The 22,030-nt window shown below is 61.4% G+C and carries 13 protein-coding genes and 1 pseudogene; 1 reads left to right on the top strand and 13 read right to left on the bottom strand.

The window, feature by feature from the left end:
• Positions 1-16: 16 nt before the first annotated feature.
• Together AC3WVQ_RS30480 and AC3WVQ_RS30475 are read right to left on the bottom strand one after the other, a co-directional pair.
• Positions 17-649: pseudogene (locus tag AC3WVQ_RS30480) on the bottom strand (response regulator transcription factor); the annotation flags it as partial.
• On the bottom strand, positions 646-3,651 hold the full coding sequence (locus tag AC3WVQ_RS30475; RefSeq protein ID WP_492383419.1) for a PAS domain-containing protein: 3,006 nt from the start codon (positions 3,649-3,651) through the stop codon (positions 646-648). The gene AC3WVQ_RS30475 and the pseudogene AC3WVQ_RS30480, both read right to left, overlap by 4 nt.
• Positions 3,652-4,005: 354 nt before the next feature.
• On the opposite strand from AC3WVQ_RS30475, the gene AC3WVQ_RS30470 reads away from it, so the two are divergent.
• Positions 4,006-8,157 carry a PAS domain-containing protein gene (locus AC3WVQ_RS30470; protein WP_492383418.1) on the top strand — a complete coding sequence of 1,384 codons (4,152 nt, stop codon included), beginning with the start codon at positions 4,006-4,008 and terminating at the stop codon, positions 8,155-8,157.
• 256 nt (positions 8,158-8,413) lie between these two features.
• On the opposite strand, the gene AC3WVQ_RS30465 is transcribed toward AC3WVQ_RS30470, so the two are convergent.
• From AC3WVQ_RS30465 to AC3WVQ_RS30415, 11 genes are all read right to left on the bottom strand, one after another.
• Positions 8,414-10,120, bottom strand: a complete 1,707-nt coding sequence (locus AC3WVQ_RS30465; RefSeq protein WP_492383417.1) for an adenylate/guanylate cyclase domain-containing protein — start codon at positions 10,118-10,120, stop codon at positions 8,414-8,416.
• Between the two features lie 290 nt (positions 10,121-10,410).
• Positions 10,411-11,349 (bottom strand): XdhC family protein, encoded by a 939-nt coding sequence (locus AC3WVQ_RS30460; RefSeq protein ID WP_492383416.1) that lies wholly within the window; start codon positions 11,347-11,349, stop codon positions 10,411-10,413.
• A 1-nt stretch (position 11,350) separates the two neighbouring features.
• On the bottom strand, positions 11,351-11,932 hold the full coding sequence (locus AC3WVQ_RS30455) for a UbiX family flavin prenyltransferase (RefSeq protein ID WP_034791753.1): 582 nt from the start codon (positions 11,930-11,932) through the stop codon (positions 11,351-11,353).
• Positions 11,933-11,936: 4 nt separating this feature from the next.
• Positions 11,937-13,310, bottom strand: a complete 1,374-nt coding sequence (locus AC3WVQ_RS30450; protein ID WP_089045344.1) for a UbiD family decarboxylase — start codon at positions 13,308-13,310, stop codon at positions 11,937-11,939.
• A gap of 60 nt (positions 13,311-13,370) precedes the next feature.
• Positions 13,371-14,315 carry an amidohydrolase family protein gene (locus tag AC3WVQ_RS30445; RefSeq protein ID WP_034791749.1) on the bottom strand — a complete coding sequence of 315 codons (945 nt, stop codon included), beginning with the start codon at positions 14,313-14,315 and terminating at the stop codon, positions 13,371-13,373.
• A gap of 18 nt (positions 14,316-14,333) precedes the next feature.
• The gene (locus AC3WVQ_RS30440; protein ID WP_034791747.1) at positions 14,334-15,257 is read right to left on the bottom strand and encodes an amidohydrolase family protein; all 924 of its coding nucleotides are present in this window, start codon (positions 15,255-15,257) and stop codon (positions 14,334-14,336) included.
• Between the two features lie 401 nt (positions 15,258-15,658).
• Positions 15,659-16,789 (bottom strand): CobW family GTP-binding protein, encoded by a 1,131-nt coding sequence (locus tag AC3WVQ_RS30435; protein ID WP_492383566.1) that lies wholly within the window; start codon positions 16,787-16,789, stop codon positions 15,659-15,661.
• Between the two features lie 2 nt (positions 16,790-16,791).
• On the bottom strand, positions 16,792-19,098 hold the full coding sequence (locus AC3WVQ_RS30430) for a xanthine dehydrogenase family protein molybdopterin-binding subunit (RefSeq protein ID WP_492383415.1): 2,307 nt from the start codon (positions 19,096-19,098) through the stop codon (positions 16,792-16,794).
• Complete coding sequence (locus tag AC3WVQ_RS30425) at positions 19,095-19,577, bottom strand: (2Fe-2S)-binding protein (RefSeq protein ID WP_089045346.1); 483 nt, start codon at positions 19,575-19,577, stop codon at positions 19,095-19,097. The genes AC3WVQ_RS30430 and AC3WVQ_RS30425 overlap by 4 nt, the downstream gene beginning before the upstream one ends.
• Positions 19,574-20,437, bottom strand: coding sequence for an FAD binding domain-containing protein (locus tag AC3WVQ_RS30420; RefSeq protein ID WP_034791741.1), 864 nt, complete (start codon positions 20,435-20,437; stop codon positions 19,574-19,576). The genes AC3WVQ_RS30425 and AC3WVQ_RS30420 overlap by 4 nt, the downstream gene beginning before the upstream one ends.
• A 62-nt stretch (positions 20,438-20,499) precedes the next feature.
• Entirely contained in the window at positions 20,500-21,891 is a 1,392-nt protein-coding gene (locus AC3WVQ_RS30415; protein WP_492383414.1) for a nucleobase:cation symporter-2 family protein, read from the bottom strand.
• Positions 21,892-22,030 lie beyond the last annotated feature (139 nt).

Raw genomic sequence — 22,030 nt, 5'->3', positions numbered from 1 at the left:
AAGCCATCGATTTCACGCCTGTCTTGCGGGCATGGGTAACAGGTATCTTCAAACGTTCGGCGATGCGCACGAGGTCGGCAAACGAGCCTGCCTTCATCTTCTGCATCACATTTCGCCGGTGGATCTGCAGGGTCACCTCGCTGATGCCGAGTTCCGCAGCCGCCTGCTTGTTGAGCAGGCCGCTTATGACCAGCGGCAGCACCTCCCGTTCGCGCGGTGTCAGGTCAAGATAGCGTCGCTTCAGCTTTCCGAACTCGGCCCGCTCGGCCCGTCTTTTCTCGTCCTCGGCAATGGCCGCATGAATGGCGGCCATCAAATCCGCGTCGGTAAACGGTTTGGTCAGGAAATCGACCGCACCATCCTTTATGGCCCGCACCGACGAACGAATGTCTCCGTGACCGGTTATGAACACGATCGGCGGATGCTCCCCTTTAGCTATTTCGCTTTGAAGATCCAGCCCGTTGATGTCCGGCAACTCGATATCCAGAAGCAGGCAGGCGGGCCCATCCGGCTTTTGCGCATTGACATAGTCTCCGGCCGAACCGAAGGCGATCGCCTGGATGCCGTGTGAGGCCAAGAGCTCGCACAGTGCCTCGCGGATCCGATTGTCGTCATCGACGATGAAGACTGTGTATTCCTCGTTCGTCATGCCGCTGCTTCCACTTCGATCGGCAAGGTAAACGTGAAGGTTGCGCCATTGGTTTCATTGTTGTGCACCCACAACCGCCCCCCGTGCGACTCGATGATCGAACGACAAATTGCCAGGCCCATCCCCATTCCGTTCACTTTCGTCGTAAAGAAGGATTCGAAAATTCGTTCCGGAAACTCGACCCCCGTGCCAATGTCGCTGACCTCCGTCGCGACGAAATCCCCCACGCGACGGACCTGGACCCGAACGACGCGGTCGCGGGCCACAGCGTCCATCGCATCCATGCCGTTGCGAATGAGGTTCACCAGAACCTGTTGAATATGCACCTGGTCCACCGCAACATAGGGAAGGGTTTTCTCGATATCGACGTCGACCCGAACGCGACGGCGAATAGCCTCCTCCGCGATGAGATGAACAGCTTCGGCGATTGCGCTCACGAGATCGCTATCGCTCTGCGGCTCGACACGCTGCTTGAACAGGGCGCGGATGCGGCTTACGACTTCCGCGGCGGCGTTGGCGTCACGGATAATGCGTTCGGCAGTTATCTTTGCCCGCTCGAGATTGGGTGGGTCGGCCAGCAACCAACGGTGACAGGCATTGGAATTGGCCACGATCGCTGCCAATGGTTGGTTCACCTCGTGGGCGATTGACGCAGAAAGCTCGGCCAGGCTCGCCGACTGACTGGCTCTGGAAAGTCTCTCTTGCGCAAGGCGCAATTCGTTCTCAGCCTGAACCTCGCCATCGATATCAAGGCAAATCACGTTCCATTGGACGATCGCACCCTCCAGATTGCGCATGGCGGCCGCTCTGGTCTCGACCCACCGATAAGCGCCGTCAAACCTGCGTAGGCGATGCTTGCGCGCGTAGGGTTCGCCGGTGGCCAGGGAATGGGCATACCTCTCCTTCACGCCTGCGACATCGTCGGGATGTACCCCGGCATCAAGCGTTGCGTCCAGCCGGGACTTCCCCGTTCCGTCCAGGTCTTCAAGACTATACCCGAGAAACTCCCGCAACTGTTGGCTGCGATAGACGGGCTCGCCGTTTGGTGCTGAGCAGTCGATCATCGCCGGCAACGTCTCAACCAGTTGCCACAATGACCGCTCCCGTTCACGCAGCGCATCTTCCACGCGCAATTGGTCGTCGATATCATGTGACAGCCCGTACCATTGCACGATCTGCCCGCTATCGTCGCGCAAGGGTTCTGCATTGCTTTCAACCCACCGATAGACGCCATCCGACCGGCGCAGGCGAAACCGCTTTGAGAAGTTCTCCCCGGTGGCGACAGACCGTCTCAATGCCTCCTCGAGGCCTGAAGCATCGTCCGGGTGCACGGAGGCTCTGAAGGCGGACGCCAGGCGGCCCGGGTCTCGTTGTTCGGAATTGGCAGCGTCGAGACCGAGAAAGCACATCAGCCGCTTGTTGAAAAACGTTGGCTCACCCTGACGGTTCAGGCGCCAAAGTAGACTTGGAACGATGTCGACAAGCTGCAGAAGTTCCCTTTCGCGGTCGCGCAACGCGTTCTGCGCACGCATCTCGTCATCGATGTCGATCGAGATCGCATACCAATTTACGATCGCCCCTTCCCCGTCGATCAGCGGCACCGCGCGTCCGTCAACCCAACGATAGACGCCGTCCGAGCGGCGCAAACGGTACTTCATTCCGTAGGATTCGCCTGTCGCAACAGAATGGCGGACCGCTTCCAGGAGGCGCGCGGAATCGTCCGGATGCACGAGCATTTCCATCGCCGTCGCCAGCCGGCTGCCAGCCGGTGTTTCCAACTGCGCAAGATCTTTCCACCCATAGAAATCAAGCAGGCGCTTGTTGAAAAAGGTCGGTTCGCCGTTGGGGCCTAGTCGGCGGATGTGGACCGGGACCATGTCAACAAGCTGCGAGAGTTCCAGCTCTCGGCCACGCAACGCTTCAACGGTCTTCTTGTAAACATCGATGTCGAGCGCGATGCCGAACCAACCCAGGATACGGCCTCGAGCGTCGCGGGCGGCCCGGGCGGCAGTTCTGGCCCAGACATAACTTCCCGATACGCGGCGGAAGCGAAACTCGACGTTGAAGTCATCCCCCGTTTCCAGGCAACGATTCCATACCGCTGCGGTCCGCTCGTAATCGTCCGGATGCAGCAATTGCTTCCAGGCCGTGTGACCTTGGTCAACGGAAATGTTCAGTTGCTCCGGCGTGACGCCGAGCGAGTTCTGCGCGAATGGATGCAGGTAAATCCAGCGTCCGCGCGCATCGAACGCCCAGCCATTGCCAAATATGCTCTCGACAGCTCTCGCAGACCGTAGTGGTTCTGGTTCGCCAGCGCTATCGGATGCCGCAACCATGCGAGGCTCGCGATCCGTCACCAACTCATCGATATCGACGCTGACGCTGTATCCGGGCTCGGCGCGGGTTTCCGTCCACCGATACTTGCCGTCGGGCTGGCGCCGTCTGTGCCTCGTGACTTGCGGAACCCCCGTCCAGAATGCACGCGCAGCTGCATGCGCCGCTGCAGTTCGGTCGTCGGGGTGAATTGCGCTCAATGAGCTTGGCAATTCCTGTACGGCCGCCTCCGTCGTATCGACAAAGCGAGCCGCGGCGGCGGACGTTTCGACGTCGATGATCGCACCGTACCAGCCAACGATATCATCCTCACCCTCACGCAAGGGCTGAGCAGATGTTCGGCTCCAACCGTAAGCGCCGCTTGCGCGCAGAGTTCGGTGTTCGATGTTGAAGTGCTGTCCGGTTTCAAGGCACCAGCGCCAGAGCGCCATTGACCGCTCGTAATCATCCGGATGGATCATTCGTCGCCATCCCAGCGGACCACCGTCCGACTGGGAGCTGAACTCCTCGAGCGTCAAGGCCAACCGCGACAGCACCGCAGGGCTGACGCAAACGATCTCGCCGGCCGAATTCGCCGCCCAGGCGTTTCCGACCACGCTTTCGATGATCCGCACCGCCTGCATTGTCTCCAGCCCGATTTCGTCAGGTGAATCGAACGCCTTCGTCATTGCCTTCTCCTGCAGGACGAGGAAAGCCACTATCAGCGCTCTGCATAGCAGTTGTTCTCGAGATTCGGACTGCGCAAACTGTCCGCCCATCCTATTCTCGCCGCGTCCCGCCTGCATCCTATGGAAATCTATGACAACTGTGCGGTCTATTCTAAGCTGTACTTGAGCATAGGCGAAGAGGAGCATCCGGCCTCGCCTGGCAGCACGTCTTCTCATAGACTTCCATAGGCTGTGGCATGGCCGTGATTGCGATAGGGTTAGAGGAATGGCTGGTTCGCCCCGCCAGACTTCGATTACAGTGCCTTGGTGGGGCCCCACGGTGCCCAGGCTTTCTCTGTCCGATCGGAGCAGCCGATGGAATCAGCTTCTAGAGCAATTGGCGACAGCCATCCAGAGACGGTCGATCATCCGGTGCAAGGGCTCGATCGAACGTCGCTGGGGCCTGCGGGAAGCGCGTTGCGGCGCGCGCCCACCGAACGACCATCCCTCGAGCGAGCTTCCCACTGGCGGCGGTTCCGATCAAGCCGACCGCAGCTTTTGCATCTCGTCGCGTTCTTCGCCGCTTACGTTCTGGGCTGCGGATTTGCGAATGTCCTCGCCATCGTCCCGGGCATCACCGTCTCGATCTGGCCTCCCGGCGGCGTGTTCATGGCGACACTCATCCTCACGTCTCCCCACAGCTGGCCATGGTGGATCATCAGCGGCTGCCTTGCCGAGATGTTTGCCCAGCTCGTGTGGTTTCACAGCCCGCTTCCTGCAGGTTTCTTGATCTTCGCCGGCAATGCACTCTGCGCTTCCGCCGGAGCGATGCTGCTCAGCAGCGCCACTGGTCGTCCCGTCCGGCTGGAAACCCTTCAACAAGTCCTCGCTTTCGTTGTTCTGGGTGCGGGAGTAGCGCCCCTCGCAAGCGCGACCGTCGGGAGTGCAACCCTTGCCTGGTTCGGCGTGAAGTTCCAGACATTCGCATCAGTGTGGCCACTATTCTGGATCGGAGATGCAACGGGCATCCTGCTGGTGGCGCCCCTGGTACTGGTCCTCGTGCGCTCCTGGCGCGGAGAAGCCGGCCTGTCCGTGGCACACTGGACGGAGGCTGCCGTTCTCTGTTTCATCTTCCTCGGCGTTGCTGCGCTTTCCTTAAGCGCTCGCTTCTTTCCCTCGCCCTACATCATTTTGCCGTTTCTGCTTTGGGCGGCCGCACGTTTCGAATTTCGAGGCGCTGCCGTCGCCTTGACGCTCCTGACACTGATTACGATGGCGCTCACGATATCCGGAGACAGCCAGTTTATCGGTGACGCCGGATCGCAGAGGCAACAGCAGGTCATGCTGCAGCTCTTCCTCGTGATTTCCGCATTCTCGGCGCTTGTCGTCGCAGCCATTTCCAGGCAGCACCAACTGGCGTTGCTCACCGCCCGTCAAAGTGAACTGCGGCTGCAACGCTTGACCGACGCCGTTCCGGCTCTCATCTGGAGCGCCGCGCCTGACGGAACGCCGAGCTACCTCAACAAGTGGGCCACCGACACGACCGGGTTGGCGTTGACGGATCTGATTGCAGCCAATGGCAAGCGGTCCTTGACGGACATTCACCCGGATGACCGTATTGCCACCGACGAAGCGCTGAAACGCGCGTTCGAAGCGGGTACGACCTTTGAAGGAAAGTACCGTCAGCGGCGGGCAATCGGTCCCCATCGATGGGTCGAGAGCCGGGCGGCGCCCTTGCGTGACGAAGCCGGAACGATTCTGCAGTGGTACGGCGTTTCCGTCGACATCGAAGACGCAGTGAGCGCTCAGGCTGCACTGCGCGAACGGGAGCAGGAGCTGCTGCAGCTTGTCAACATGGTTCCAAGCCACGTCTGGCGCTTGACGCCGGATGGCGAGCCCACCTTCTTCAACAAGCGCATGGTCGACTTTCTCGGCCTGGACATCTGTGACACGGACAAGCCGGGAAAAACCCGGCTTGCAGCCATGGTCGAAGCCTCCGTGCATCCCGCCGAGGCAGGCGCGTTCGTCGATCTGCTTCGCCATTGCCTCGAAACCGGTGAAGCCTTTGCCATGCGATATCGCCTGCGCCGGGCCGACGGCGTCTTTCGCTGGATGTCGAGCCGAGCAGAGCCAATGCGGGATCACTCCGGGAATATCGTCCAATGGTACGGCATGTGCCATGACATCGATGATCTGACGCACGCCGAGGACGCATTGCGCCGCAGTCAGAGTCAGCTTCAACGGATGATCGACGCAGTGCCGGTCCGCATTTGGAGCGCGACGCCATCGACCGGCTCGGTCTACTTCAACAAACAGTTCAGGGACCGTTTCCGCTCGGTTGTCGCAAGCTTCGAGGCGCACGGAGAGCAGAGTATCGAAAGTCTGCTTCAGAAGCTGATCCATCCGGACGACGCCGCAGCGGTCGGAGACATGCTGCAAAGATGTTTTAAGACCGGTAGCAGCGCAACGTTGCGATTTCGTTGGCTTGAAATTGAAAGCGGATATCGCTGGGTGGAATGCCGGGTCGAACCTCGCCGCAATCAGGAAGGAGAGATCGAGGAATGGTATGGCGTTTCGCTCGATATCGACGATCAGATGCGCGCTCAAAACGCATTGTACGATCGCGAGCGCGAGTTGTCCCTGCTCGTCGATATGGTACCGGCCTTCATAGCCCGGCAGACCGCCGGCGGTGAACTCAGCTTTCTGAACAAGCGGTTGGTAGACTTCCTCGGATTCGATGCCATCGACGTGGACAAGCCGGGAACGACCCGCGCGGGCGCGATGATGCGTTCTGTCGTCCATCCGGACGATATCGCATCCGTACGGGAGAACGCCACGCACGGCTTCTCCACCGGTGAACCCTTCTCAAACAGATATCGCATGCTGCGCGCCGACGGGGCGTACCGATGGGTCGACGGACGCTGCGAGCCACTACGCGATCAAAACGGGACGATCGTGCAGTGGTATGCCGTTGCCATTGATGTCGACGATGAAGTGCGTGTCCAACAACAGCTCTTCGATCGGGAGCGAGAACTCTCGCAACTGGTCGACATGGTGCCGAGCCCACTCTGGCGGTTAAACTCTGATGGGGACCCGGTCTTCTTCAGCAAGAGCCTGATCGAGTTCCTCGGACATGACGTGAAGGACTATCAGGGATCGGGCAGCGTTCTCCCCGCTGCGATTACAGCCGCGCTTCACCCGGACGACGCAGCGAAGATGGATGCCACGCTGAGAGAGGCCTTTGCCACCGGCGAAAACTTCTCCTTGACCTACCGGCTGCGCCGTTCCGACGGCGTCTATCGCTGGATGTCGGGCCGCGGCGCTCCCTTGCGGGACGCCAACGGCCAGATCCTGCAATGGTTCGGCATTTGTCACGACATCGACGATCAGCTCCGCGTCGAACAGGTCTTGCGTGAACGCGAGCGCTCGCTTCGTCAACTCATTGAAACCTTGCCTGCGATGGTCGAATGCACCGACCCGAACGGTGATCCTGTCTACCGCAGCGAACAGCTTCGCGAGTATCTGGGATACAAGTTGGAAGCGCCCGATGGATCGGGAGAAGCACGACCGTCGGACCCGCTTGGTGCTGCCGTCCATCCCGACGATATGCCTCAGGTCCATGAGAACTGCGGCGATGCCTTGTCCACCGGTACGCCCTATGCGCAGAAGCATCGACTTCGCCGGTCGGACGGAGAGTATCGCTGGGTGGAGACCCGGGCAGCGCCCATGAGGGACGCCGATGGGCTGATCGTCCAGTGGAACGTCATTTGCATCGACATCGACAGCGAAGTTCGAGCCCAGGAGGATTTGCGGGCCGCGCGCGATGGTCTTGCGCGTGCGTCTCAGGCCGCCAGCCTCGCCGAGCTTTCCGCCTCGATCGCCCATGAGGTGAACCAGCCGTTGGCAGCGATCGTGACAAATTCCCATGCATGCCAACGCTGGCTTTCTGCTGAGCCGCCAAACCTTGCGCGAGCGCAAAGGACGGTAGAACGCATCACGCGCGACGCAAATGCTGCCGCAGACGTGGTAAGCCGCATCCGCGCGTTGTTCACGAGATCCGTGGAGCCCGGGATGAGCACAACGGTGGACAGCGTCATTGCCGAAGTGCGCAACCTTTTGGTCGAAGAAGCCATGCGGCGGCGCGTTCGCATCCAGCTTGACGTCGAAAGCGACCTTCCTCCGGTCGCTATCGATCGCGTGCAACTTCAGCAGATACTGGTCAACCTGATCCGAAACGGCATAGAAGCGATGACATCCACGGCGGATCGGCGCATCGTCAGCCTGCATGCGACGCGTATCGAAGACGCAATCCGCATCGCCGTGAGCGATTGCGGCACGGGGGTCCAAAACCTCGACAGAGTATTCGAACCTTTCTTCACCACGAAAAACGACGGCATGGGCATGGGATTGGCGATCTGCCGGTCGATCGTCGAGTCCCACGGCGGACGCCTGTGGGCACAAAAGAACGAGCCCCAAGGATCGACGTTTGTTTTCACACTGCCGATTGAATCCAACCTAACGGCATGATGATTTCCGCACAGGACCAACTCCAAACGATCTCAGTCGCGTATGGTGCACGCTATGGTCTTCACCGCCGCCAGCCGATAGCGTTCGCATGCAATTCCAGTAGCGGTAAGGCGTCCGCTGTCCGCACAAGGCCAGTAACTGCCAAAGCGACCGTCTGTCCTGGTCGACACGCCGCTGTGCGCGATGGGCGCATCGATAACGTCGCTAGTCAAAAGGATAAGGTTGCCCGCAGGCTGATTGCCCATCCTCCCCGCTGTCACATCTCCGGTAGACCAGCCTTTCGGAAGCCGTCTGCAAAGTGGTCCCGGACAGATGCATCGCGCAGCGGCTGGGAGCCGAGCCAATGGCCGATCGTGAAATGAGGGTGGGCGATCAGGAACAATTCTGCTTCTCGCCGCGCCTCCTCAAGGTGGCCCAATTGCGCAAGCGTCGCAGCCAGGAATTTGCGTGAGTTGGTACGATACGTGTCTTTCCTGCGCAGTGTAGCCGTTGCCGCCTCATAGTCACGCGCGGCGTATTGCGCCTGCCCAAGATGACAAAGATACCAGCAGGCTGGATAGGGATTGAGCCGCAGAGCTTTTTCGATCTGTGCCAGTCCGTCGGTAACCCTGCCGTCCAGCACGGACATGTCCGACATGGCGGCCCAGGTGTCGGCGTGGTTGGGGTCTAGCTCCAGGGCCTTGGCGAATGCGGCTTCTGATTCCTCCCATCGCCGCTCATAAGCTAAAATAGTCCCCAGAACGTAACGGCAGCCGGCATCGTTGGGGTCCAGGTCGACCGCCCTCTGCGCGAACGTCACCGCCATCTGACGGTTCGGATCATCGGGCTCGCCGAAGTGAGTCCAGGCCAGCCAACGATTATAGGCGAGCAGACCGAGCGCCTCGGCATATGATGGCTCCAGCTCAACCGCGCGCTGAAGCAACACATAAGCCTCACGCGCAGTTTGCGGCGACTCTTCCGTCAGCAGGCGGGCGCGCACACACAGATCGTACGCCTCAAAATTCTTCGGCCGATTGCGCTGCGTCGGGATGGTCAGTCGGCCGATGAGGGCTTCAACAATCTTGGCGTTAACTTCATCCTGTAGTTCGAAAACGTCTTCCACCGTCCTGTCAAACCGGTCGGCCCACAAGTGCTGGCCGCCGATCGCGTCGATCAATTGTGCATTGATGCGGACACGGCCCATGGCGCGTCTGGCGCTCCCCTCGAGGACGTAGCGGACGCCGAGATCCTGAGCGACGAGCCGTACGTCGACTGGCTTGCCCTTGTAGCCGTAGACGGAATTGCGCGCGATGACGAACAGGCCGGCTGTACGGGAAAGGTCGGTGATCAGGTCTTCGGTCAAGCCGTCGACGAAAGGCGCGTCCGCTTCATCCCCACTCGTATTCGTGAACGGCAATACAGCGATCGAGGGACATTCGGGCAGCGGCAATATCCTCTGCAGCGCATCCGGCCAATGCCACACGTGGACCGGGCGAGCCAGATTCTTTAGGTAGCGTTCGCCTGCATCAAAGAAACGGTCGCCGATCTTGCCGACGATCTCGCCGTGAACTTTGGCTGAAATGCAGATACCTCCCGGTGCGGCCAGCGTCTCTAGGCGCGCCGCGACATTGACACCGTCGCCCAAGACGTCTGAACCGTCGTCGATGACATCTCCCAGGTTGACCCCTACACGCAAAAGCAGGCGCCGGTCTGCGGAAGCTTCAACAAGAGTGGTGGCCCGTTGCATTTCCAACGCTGCTGCGACCGCGTCCACCGCGCTACCGAATTCGATCAGGAATCCGTCGCCCATGACCTTGAAGATGCGACCCTTGTGACGCATCGCAGCCGGCTCGATAACGCCAGAACGGAGTTTCCTAAGGTCCGCCAGCGTTGCGACTTCATCAGCCTCCATCAGGCGTGAATATCCCACCACATCGGCAACGACGATGGCGGCAAGGCGACGCTGAAGAGATTGATCCGTCATGTAGAGGACAAGCCTAACGACCGAACTCGCAAGGTATTGTTCAACCGCGAGTGAGTCAACAAGTGGTAAGAGGTAACGCCCCGGCGACCTCCAACTCCATCGAGCGTCATGGTCGTGACGCGGAGACAAGTATCCCAATCGCCGCGCCGCTGGTCATGCGGTTCCCCAGTCGAGGAGCATCGTCGACGCCATGATGTTCGGTCTTGAGCGCTTGGCCGGGTTCGTCGATCGCGCCTAGATGGACATATTGAGCGACGTTATCGGCACCCTTTATCCTCGGATGGGGAGACCTACGTCCAGTCGAGCCTCAGGCGCGCGTGTGCGATATCGGCCACAACCGAAACTGCGAGTGAACGTGCATCCCTTGCTTTGTCGAACAGGCCGATCGGCGCCTTGATGCGAGAAAGCAGACGCTCATCTCCCCCGTAGTCACGCAGGAGCTGGCAGCGTTTCGCATGGGTCCGGCGGCTGCCAAGGGCGCCGATGTAGAACGCATTCGACGTCAGCGCCACATCAAGCAGCGGCAACTCGCGATCAACATCGTGGAAGAGGAGCGCGACGGCGGTGTCGCCGTCTAGTTCGTAAGGCGAAAGCACTTGCCCGCGCTCGAGCACGACTGTCTCGTAGCCGGCCGCAACAGCAACGCGGGCAACCGCATCGATCTCGAGCGGAGTGCCGGCGAGGATGACCCGCGGCCTCGGCCGGTAGGCGCGCACAAAACTCTCGCCGTACCAGCCGCTTGCCTCGCTGCCGTGCTGCAGCGAAAGGGCGCGCTTGCCAGGATGATAGCGTAGACCCACCGGCGAGCGACGTTGGAGGGTGGAAAGCGCCTGGCGCAAGACGGCCGCGTCCGCCAATACATGGATCGCAAGGGTAATGCCGCCGCCACAGGGCAGGACAATATCAAAAAACGGGGACCCTTCGCCAAGTCGAAGCGTGCGATCAAGGCCTTTTCCAAGAGCGGTGATGGTTTCGGCGGCCACGGCCGCTTCGGTGCAACCACCGGAGACGAAACCGCAATAGAGACCGTCACTGCGCACGACCATTTGCGCGCCGAGGGCGCGCGCAGCGCCGCCACGAATTTCGACGAGCGTGATGAGGGCCGTCGACTGCCCCTCTTCGAGCGATCGAACGGCGAAAGACAGTATTTCGATTGCATCGTCCGACAGGAAGGCAGCGCGCGGTTCTGGCGAAAGCGTTTCCGGATCGGCGGCGATGCGGATCGTCATCTCACTCCACTCCCTGCGTTCCCCGCCAGCGGCGCACGATACCCGGATCGAGATCAAAGAGATCGAGCACGCGGCCGACGGTGTGGTCGACCATGTCTTCGATGCTCTGAGGTTTCGCGTAAAAGGCTGGGACAGGCGGATAGATGATGCCGCCCATCTCGGTCACATGCGCCATGTTACGGATATGGCCGAGATGAAGCGGCGTTTCTCTGAGCATCAGGACGAGGCGACGACGTTCTTTCAGCACCACGTCGGCCGCACGGGAAATGAGGTTGTCCGTCGTGCCCGTGGCGATCTCGGCCAGCGTCTTGACCGAACAGGGGGCGACGATCATGCCGAGCGTCTTGTAGGAGCCAGAGGAACAGACGGCGCCGATATCCTTGTTGGAATGGGTGGTCGTCGCCAACGCTTCGAGGTCCTGTCTGGAAAACGTCGCCTCGGCCGCAAGCGTGATGCAGGCCGCACGCGACATGATCAGATGTGTCTCGATCTCGAGGTCACGCAGCAGTTCGAGGATGCGCTTGCCGTAGACCACGCCCGACGCGCCCGAAATGCCAACGATCATGCGTCTTGGATGCGTCATGGCCCTATCCCGCGCTTTTCAGGAGTGCTGCGGCGCGCGCGCAGGCCTCGTCGCTGATGCGGGCGCGCACGCCATGGAAATTCGGGCCGCGCGTCGCATCGAGCCCCATCCGCGAGGTCGTGCCGATGCCGCTGGCGGAGGGGTCGAGCGCATTGCCTGGCAGGCCTTCGATGATCACGACGTCCTTGTGCGGCTGGAAATGAGTGGCTAGCGCCCAGAGCACCTCACTGTCGCGGGTAATATCAACATCCGCGTCCACCACGACCACGGTCTTCAGGTACTGGTCCCAGCCAAGAAGCCCGAGCATGACCTGCCGCGCCTCCCCCTCACGCGTCTGGTTCATGGCGATGTAGGCGTGAAAATGCGTGCCCGACGAGGGGTAGTGTACCGCGGTGATGGAGGGAAAGCGCGCCTTCAGCTTCTCCACCACCTCGGCCTCGCGCGGCACGCGGCCGAGATTGAGGTGTTCGGCCGAATTGCCGCCGGCGACGCTGACGAGGATGGCATTGCGCCGGCGCATGACGGTTTCGACGGTGAAAAGGTTGTTGGTCGAGCGGTCGGAGGAATAGCCTGTGAACTCGCCGAACGGCCCCTCCTCCACATGCGCCTCGGGATCCAGCACACCTTCGAGCACGATCTCGGCATGGGCGGGAACCCGAATGCCGTACTTTGGTGTGCGCACCACCTGAAGCGGCTCGCCCATCAAGCCGCCGGCAACATCACGTTCGTCTTCACCGAAGGCAAGTCGGGCAGAGGCTGCGATCATGAAGAGCGGATGGCCGCCGATGACCATCGCGACCGGCATCGGCCTGCCCTTCTCCTTGGCCATGTTCATCAGCCGCCAGAGATGGCCACGCGAATGCAGCGAGGTGGCGAGCGAATTCTTCGAATGGATCATCGCGCGGTGGTAGCTGAGATTGCCGGCGCCGGTTTCGGGATGCTCGCCGATGATGATGCCGCTGGTGATGTATTTCGCCCGGTCCGTGTCGAAGTGCTTGAGCATCGGCAACGCGTTGAGATCGACGGCATCACCCGAGACGATCTCCTCGGTGATCGGACCTTCCTTCAGGACTTCCGGCGTGAACGGCCGGTTGGCGCGCGCCTGGTAGGCCTCGTGCAACCTGTCGGCGGTCGAACCGAGCAGACGGGCGATACGATCGCGTGAGGCAAAGATGTTGCAGAGGACCTCGCTGCCGACGCCGCTGACATCCTTCAGGTGCAGCATGGGATGTCGCCCCCGCTCAGCCAGGTTCCAGATCAGCGCTGTCGCATCCTGATCGTCTAAGACCGGCTGGTCGATGGTGATGACATCTTCGGGGTGCTCCGCCCTGTAGTCGGCGAGGAAGCTGCGGACATCTTGCTTGTGGTACTGGGTCATATCTTAGCCTCGACGCGACTGGGGGGTGACGGCGCCCGGAATGGGCGCCGTCGTCTTTACTCAGGCAAATTCCTTGTGCTTGCCCGTGGCCCGGTCGACACCGGCATAGCTATCCTTCAGACGCGCCTGAGCGTCCCTCAGGTCGCGCGGCGGCGGCGACGGATCGATGCCGACGAGCTTGGCGATGTTGTTGCCGAGATAGCCTTCGAGATCGTCCTCGGAGAGGTTGATGCCGTGCGGCGGATCCTTGCAGAGCACTTCCAGTTCGCGCAGCCACATGCCCGGATCGTTCGGCGGGCTGTCCGTGCCGAAGACGATCTTGTTCTTCGGCAACTGCTGGGCGAACTCCACGATGCGCGACTGGAAGCACCAGCCGGACTCGCAATAGACGTTCGGGGTATCCATCGCCATCCAGAAGGACTCGAACGAATAGTTGCCGCCGGTCTGGATGCCGAAGTGACCGATGATGAAGTTCACCATCGGGAACTCGCGAATGATCGGATAAAACATCGTCGGGATGGTGTACGGGCCGTCGCCCGTGTGGATGAGCACGACGACGCCGAGTTCGGCACACTTCTTCATCGCCGGACGCAGCCAATCAAGCGCGCGGTCGGGGCGATAACCGTGCATGTTGGCGTGCAGCTTCAACATCTTGAAACCGTATTCCTTGACGTGGAATTCCAGCTCCGCAGCGCCGTTTTCAGGTCCCCAGCGCGGGTTGTAGTTGAAGTTGCCGATAAAGCGGTCCGGGTACTTCTGGCAAAGCTCGGCGCAATAGGCCATGTAGTCGCGAATGCCGTCGCGACCCTTGCGGTTGCCGTCGCGGTAGCCGGTGTTGCCCGGCGGCGGCTGGATGAAGCCCATGTCGATCCGGCGCGGCTTGCCGTTGATCATGTAGGGACCGTCCATCAGCTTGAGCATGCGCTCGCCGGTGAAGGGCTCGCCCGTGTGACGCCACGCCTCGTCGACGAGGTTGGTCGGGTGAAGATGGGTATCAATGATCATTGTTCACTCCGTTCAAATTTACGCGGCAAGGGCGACGCCGTGCTGGCGCAGATACGCCTCGGCTTCCTCGACGGTGGCCGGTGGCTTCGTCGCTTCCAGCCCGATCATCCGGGCGACGTTGTTGCCGAGGTAATCTTCGAGCGTATCCTCATCGAGGTTCAGGCCCTGCGGCGGCTCGTGGCAGAGAACCTCCAGGAGGTTGATCCACATGCCCGGTTCGTTCGGCGGCGTATCCGAGCCGAAGAGGATCTTGTGCTTGGGCAGAACCTTGGCGAATTCGACGATGCGCGACTGCAGGCACCAGCCGGATTCCACGTAGACACTCGGTGTGTCGAGTGCCATCTGCATCGGCTCAAACACGTAGACGCCGCCGGTCTGAACGCCGAAATGCGCCAGGATGAAGTTGACCTCCGGAAACTCGCGGATGATCGGATAGAACTCCGTCGGGATCGAGTACGGTCCGTCACCGGTATGCACCTTCACCATCAGGCCGAGATCCGCGCACTTCTTCAGTGCCGGTCGCAGCCAGTCGAGCGCGCGGTCCGGGCGGTAGGCGTGCATGTTCGCCTGCAGCTGCACCATCTTGAAATCGAACTCCTTGGCGTAGCGTTCGATCTCTTCGGCGCCGTTCTGGGTGCCGTAGCGCGGGTTGTAGACGAAGCAGCCGAGGAAGCGGTCGGGGTGCTCGGTCACCATCTTTTCCGTGTAGGCCATGTACTGGCGGATGGCGGCCTTGCCCTCGAGATCCATCACCTCGTGGGTGTAGATGGTGTTGCCTTGCGGCGGCTGAATGAAGGCCTTGTCGATCCGGCGCGGCTTGCCGTTCACATAGTAGGGGCCATCCATCATCTTCAGCAGCTTGTCGCCGGTGAACGGCGGTCCGTCGTGTCGCCAAGCCAGGTCCACCAGATCGGTGGGATAGCAGCTCAGGTCAATAATCATAGGTTTCTCCTGTCGTAGAGGGTCCGGTCGATGCGGGGCCGCGCGATGAACGCCATGCCGGCCAAAGCCAGGCCTGGATCCGCGATCTCAGGAAATGCCGAAGACGGAGGGAACAGGCCGGCGCATAAGCTCCCAGGGCGGGGCAACCGGGTGTTCCTTTGGTGATCAGCATCGACATCGCAGCCTCATCTTCCAACAGACGGTGAGCAATTGTCGGTGCTTCTACTCGCCTTCAAAGGAACCACTTCGCGCCATTCTTGTCAACTCAAAAAATTAGCTAACCAATTGTTTTTGAAGTTATTTTTGTCGTTGAAAGCAGCAGCAACCGCCCGCGCTGGAGGGGCGCGGGCGGCTCAGACAGAAAGGCTTACGCAAGCGCCGTCCGGCGTGGAGATTCGCTGCTAAGGCACCAGGCATGCACGCAAGTTTCTGTCGATACTTTCGCGGTCGAGATTGCGGCCGATGAACACGAACTTCGATTTCCGTTTGTCTTCGCCCCAGGCGTGGTCCGGGCGGAAATCGACGAGCTTGTGCACGGCCTGGAGCACGAAGAAGCGGTCGTCTCCGGCAACGGAAACGATGCCCTTTGTGCGGAAAATGTCGTCGCCGTGCTCGCCGAGGTAGCCCTTGAGGAAACCTGCAAGCTTCTCGCCGTCGAAGGCTTCGGGATAGACGAAGGAGTGGGATTTCACCGTCGCGTCATGCTGGTGCGGCCGAAGGGGGGTTGCCTGCGCGCGTCCATGGTCATGATGATGGTGGTGCCCATGGTCGTGATGCGCATGGTCGCAACACGGCTCCTTGCAATCATGGTGATGATGGTGCTCGGCATCGCGATCGTCATCCATGTCGATGTCGAGAATTTCCGCCCGCTCTCGCACATAGGACGGCCGGAAACCCTTGACACCGAGAATGTTGGAGAGATCCACCTTGCCGTAGCTGGACCTCAGAATGGGTGCTGTCTGGTTCAGCCTGCGCAGCGATGTTTCCAGCGAACCGAGGGCATCCTCCCCGGCAAGGTCTATCTTGTTGACGAGGATGCGGTCGGCCGCGACGATCTGGTTGACCGCCTGGTTGTCGCTGCCGTCGAGCACCGGATCGTAGAGATGCTGGTCGATGTGCATTGCGTCCACCAGCGTGACGACGGCGTCGAGCTCCACCTCGTCGGCCACGCTACGGTCGACGAAGAAAGCGGTGGCGACCGGCGTCGGGTCGGCAAGACCCGAGGTCTCGACGATGATGTGGTCGAACTTGTCCTTGTGGCTCAGGAGCTTCTTCATCACGTCGATCAGGTCGTTGCGCACGTCGACGAAGCAGCAGATGCAGCCGTTCTGCATCTGGAAGATTTCCTCGTCCGAGGCCAGCACCAGGTCGCTGTCGACGTCCACTTCGCCGTATTCGTTCTCGATCACCGCGATACGGTGACCGTGACGCTCGGTGAGAATGTAGTTGAGCAGTGTCGTCTTTCCTGATCCGAGGAAACCGGTGAGGATCGTGATCGGGAGTTTCTGCTGGCTCGCTGGTTCGATATGCATGTTCATGCGCCCTTCTCCCTCAAGGCTTTCAGGATGTCTTCCGGTGTGATCGGATAGTGGTGGAAGCGAACGCCGATGGCGTCGTGGATGGCATTGGCGATGGAAGGACCGATGGCGATGATCGGATCTTCGCCCACACCCTTGGCGCCCCAGGGACCACCCGGGTCGGGCGCTGCCTCGAGGATGATCGTCTCGATGTCGGGCATGTCCATCGACAGCGGCATCTTGTAGTCGACCAGGCCCGCATTGAGTGAGCGCCCGGTCTTCTTGTCGATGACGTAGTCCTCGGTCAGCGTGTGGCCGATGCCCTGCTGGATGCCACCCTCGATCTGGCCTTGCGCCGCGATCGGGTGAATGACGCGTCCAACGTCGTGCACAGGCACGACGCGCTTGACCTCGACGATGCCCGTTTCCGTGTCGACGTCCACCTCGGTGAAATGTGCGGCGAAGGAGTAGGATTTCGTCGGCTCGTAAGTGCCGTTGGCAACGATATTGGCGGCAGGAATGCCACGTGAGGGCCCCATGGCCTCCGACACCGTCATAGAGCGATCTGGCTCGGCAATGAGGAAGACCTTGCCTTCGGAAAGGTCGATCTCGTCGGGCGAGACCTGCAGTTTCAGCGCTGCCCTGGCGAGCACGGCGGCGCGGACCTTGCCGGCCGCCATCTTGGCGGCCGTGCCGACCAGGTAGGTCGTGTGGCTGGCAAAGGCCCCAATGTCCCATGGAACCACGTCCGTGTCGCCATGGATGACGCCGACGTCCTCGAAGCGGACCCCGAGCTCTTCGGCAACGATCTGCGCCAGCGCCGTATGGGCTCCGGTGCCAAGTCCGGCAGCGCCAGTCAGCAGCGTCACCGTGCCGTCCTCGTTGACCTTCACCGTGGCGTTGCCCTGTTCCTTGATGCCGGGATAGGCAGACGAGCCGTGCATCTCGCAGCCGATGCCCCACCCTTTGCGGATGTGCGGGCGCTTCGGATCTGGAGCCCGGTCGCGGTTCCAAAGCGCCTTCCAGTCGAGCACGTCGATGCCGTGCTTGAGGCAGATTTCAAGCCCGTGACCGAGGATCGGATGGCCTGATGGCGCGATGTCGCCGGCGCGCACCACGTTCTTCAGCTTCAGTTCGGCCGGATCCATGCCGAGCCGTTCGGCCGCTTCGTCCATCTGGATGTCGAGCGCATAGTAGCTCTGCACCACGCCGTAGCCGCGGAAGGCGCCGTTGATCGGGGTGTTGGTGTAGACGCACCGCCCCTCCAGCCGCACGTTCTCGCAGCGATAGAGCGAGGTAGCGGCGGTGGTTCCAACGATGGTCACGCCCGGGCCATGGGACCCGTAGGCGCCGGAATCGTAGACCAGCTTCATGTCGCGGGCGACGAGCGTGCCGTCGTTCTTGAAGCCCTGCTTCAGCCAGATCCGGCAAGGGTGACGGGAACGACCGGCCACGAATGTCTCATGGCGGGTGAACTCCATCTTCACCGGCCGGCGGGTTTCCTTCGCCAAAAGCGCACAGAGAAACTCGTGCTGGAACAGGTCCTGCTTGGCCCCAAAGCCGCCGCCCATATGGTCGACGAGCACGCGCACCTTGGTGAGCGGCAGGCCGAGCACTTCTGCAAGGATGCCGCGCACCATGAAAGAGGTCTGGGTCGAGGTCCAGAAGGTCAGCTTGTTGGAACCGTCCCAGTCGGCGATGCAGACGTTCGGCTCCATGTAGGCCGGGTGTGGCCGCCCGCCGGCAAATGTGCCCTCGAGAACGAAGTCCGCCTCGGCGAAACCCTTATCGATGTCACCGCGGTTGACGCGCACCGGGTCGAGCACAAGATTGCCGCCCGGCCCAACGTCGTGGATCAGTGGTGCGCCTGGCTGCGCGGCGTCCTCCGGCTCGAAGACGGCCGGCAAAGGTTCGTATTCCACCTCGATCAGGTCGAGCGCCTCGTCGGCGATCTCTTCGCTGATGGCGGCGACGGCGGCGACGCCCTCGCCCCAGAACCGCACCTTGTCGTCGAGAATGTACTGGTCCTTGGTGCAGGAGGCCGAGCGTGGATGCGGCGACCCATAGTGCAGCACGCGTGGCACGGTCTCGTGGGTCAGCACAGCCTTGACGCCCGGATAGGCGAGCGCCTTGCTGACGTCGATCGACTTGATGCGCGCATGGGCGATCGCCGCGCGCTTGATCTTGCCGTGCAGCATTCCGGGCAGCTTGATATCGCCGGTATACTGCGCCTCGCCCGTGACCTTTTCGAGCACGTCGTCGCGCTTGACGCTCTTGCCGACGATCTTGAACTCGCGCTGTTCAATGGGGGTGGTCATGTTCATGGTCTTGCAGCCTCCATCTCGCGCGCGGCCGATTTGATCGCGTCGAATATCTTGGTGTATCCCGTGCAGCGGCAGATGTTGCCGGAGAGCCCGAAGCGGATGTCTTCGTCAGTCGGGTGCGGATTGTCGTCGATGAGCTTCTTCGCCATCATCAGGATGCCGGGCGTGCAGAAGCCGCATTGCGAGGCGCCGTGCCGCATGAAGGCATCCTGCAGCGGATGCAGTCGATCGACACCCGGCTGGAGCCCTTCGACCGTCTCGACCGCACGGCATTCGGCTTCCACGGCAAGCATCAGGCAGGCGTTGACCGGCTCGCCATCGACGAGCACGGTGCAGGCGCCGCAGTCGCCGACATCGCAGCCCTTCTTGGTGCCGGTGAGGCCGACCTCGTCGCGCAGCGCATCGAGCAGGGAGCAGCAGCCATCAACGGCCATCTCGCGCGCCTCGCCATTCACGGTGAATTCGACCATCCGTTTCATGCGAAAGTCTCCAATGCCTGTTTGATGGCGCGACCGGTCAGGACGCCGACCATGTCGCGGCGGTAGTCTGCGCTGGCGCGCACGTTGCTGATCGGCGTGCATTCCTCCATCGCCCTGTCGGCAGCACTCCTGACCGTCTCAGCATCGAGCCTCGTGCCACGCAGCATGGCTTCGGCTTGCGGCGCGCGCAGAACGGTGGCGCCGACCGCACCGAGCGCGATGCGGATGTCGCTGCAGACGCCATCGTCCATCGCCAGGCTGACGGCGACGCCGACGGTGGACAGCTCCATCGCCTTTCGACGGCCGTGCTTGAGATAGGCCTTGCCGGTATTGTCACCCGCCGGCGGCACGGTGATGCCGGTAACGATTTCGCCCTTGGCGAGAACGGTCCTGCCGGGGCCGGTGAAGAACTCGCAGATCGGCACCACACGCATGTTGGTGCGGCTGTAGATGTGCACGAAGGCGCCGTCCGCCACCAAGGGCGGAATGGTATCGGCCGACGGCGAGGCGCGACAGATATTGCCGACGACGGTCGCGCGGTTGCGCACCTGGATGGAGCCGAGCGAGGCGAGTGCTGAACGCAGGTTCGGATATCGCTGGCGCACCAGCGACAGGTTCTCCAGCCGTCCGACGGTCACCAGCGCACCGAAGGTCAGTCCGCGCGTCTCGTCATAGGTGATGTCGGACAAACCAGGGATCTGCTTGATGTCGACGACGTTGCGCACGCGGCGCAGCCGTTCGCGGATCTCGACCAAAAGGTCCGTGCCTCCGTTGAACAGGAATGTGTCGTCGCCGAGCTCGGTGAGAAGACGGGAGGCATGCTCCAGCGTTTCCGCCCGATGATAGTCGAAGCGTCTCATGGAATCCTCTTGGGGTTGGGGGCTCCGGCGGCGCGCCGCCGCCGGACTAATGGTGTTGTTCTCTAGGCAGGGTCGGCAGCCGGCGCTCCGTCCGCGAGTTCGGCCTCCTCCGGCTCTTTCGCCGGAACGCCGTTGAAGAGAATGTTGAGCAGTGCCGCCGCAAAGGTGCCGACGAGCACGCCGCTGTGCAGGAACTTCTCGATCGCCGCCGGCAGCTGATCGAAGATGTTTTCGGCAACGACCGGCACCATGGCGAGGCCGACGCTGACGGCGACGATGTAGAGATTGCGGCGATTGGCCACGAAATCCACCTTCGACAGGATCTTCACCCCCGTCGCCGACACCATGCCGAACATCACGATTGCCGCACCGCCGACGACATAGCTCGGGATCGATGCGCTGACGAAGGCAACCTTCGGCAGCGAGCCGAGCAGGATCAGGATGGCGCCGCCCACTGCCACCACGAAGCGGCTGAGCACGCCGGTGATCTGCAGCAGTCCGACGTTCTGCGCATAGGTCGTATAGGTGAAGGTGTTGAGCAGGCCGCCGATGATGTTACCGACACCGTCGGTTCTCAAACCCCGGGTCAGTTCTGCCTCGGTGATCTTGCGTCCGGCCATGTCGCCGACAGCCAGGAACTGGCCGGTCGATTCGATCATCATGACCGTCATGACCGCACAGAGCGACAGGATCGACCAGAACTCGAAGATCGGCCATCCGAAGGCGAGCGGGTGAATGATGCGCACCCAGTCGGCCTCGGCAACGCCGTGGAAATCCACCTTGCCGGCAGCGATCGCGACCACGAAGCCGATCCCGATCCCGATCAGGACCGCAAGATTGGCCATGAAGCCCTTGAGAACGCGGGTGAGGAGCAGGATCGACATGAGCACGATGGCAGCCACGGCGAGCGCGAACGGCGCGCCGTAGGCCGGGTTCGGGATCATGCCGTCCGGACCCTTGATCATCGGCTGGCCACCTGCCGCCCAGTTTACCCCGACGCGCATCAGCGAAAGGCCGATCACCAGCATCACCGTGCCGGTGACAACAGGCGGGAAGAACCGTACCCAGCGGCCGAAGAACGGCGCGACCAGGATCGTGAACACCCCGGAGCCGATGACCGCGCCGATGACGCCCGGCATGCCGAGATCGGGATTGGTGCCCGTCGCGATAATCGAGGGTACGGCGGTGAACGAAATCCCCATCATGATCGGCAGGCGAATGCCGATGTTCCAGATGCCGAGCGCCTGGATGAGGGTGACGATGCCACAACAGAAGAGATCCGCGCTGACGAGCATCGCAATCTGTTCCTTGGGCAGTTGAAGTGCGCTGCCGACAATGAGCGGCACGGCGACCGCTCCGGCATACATGACGAGAACATGCTGTAGGCCAAGGGCCATCAAACTTGGGATCGGGTAGGTTTTTTCGACAGGATCAGTCGTATCGGATTTATGCATTCGCTTTCCTCCCAGCGAACAGCTTCCGGCGCGGTGGGAGGGCAACTTCGGCCTCATGATCTGGTCACCGCACGCCGTACAAAGCGGATCATGCGGCTGGCCAAATCAGCAAACAATCGGCACAATCATATTTATTCAT

It is taken from the genome of Ensifer sp. EB106-05-01-XG146 (assembly GCF_058791875.1).
The sequence above is the reverse complement of the archived record's forward strand: the minus strand, read 5'-3'. Positions and strand labels throughout refer to the sequence as shown.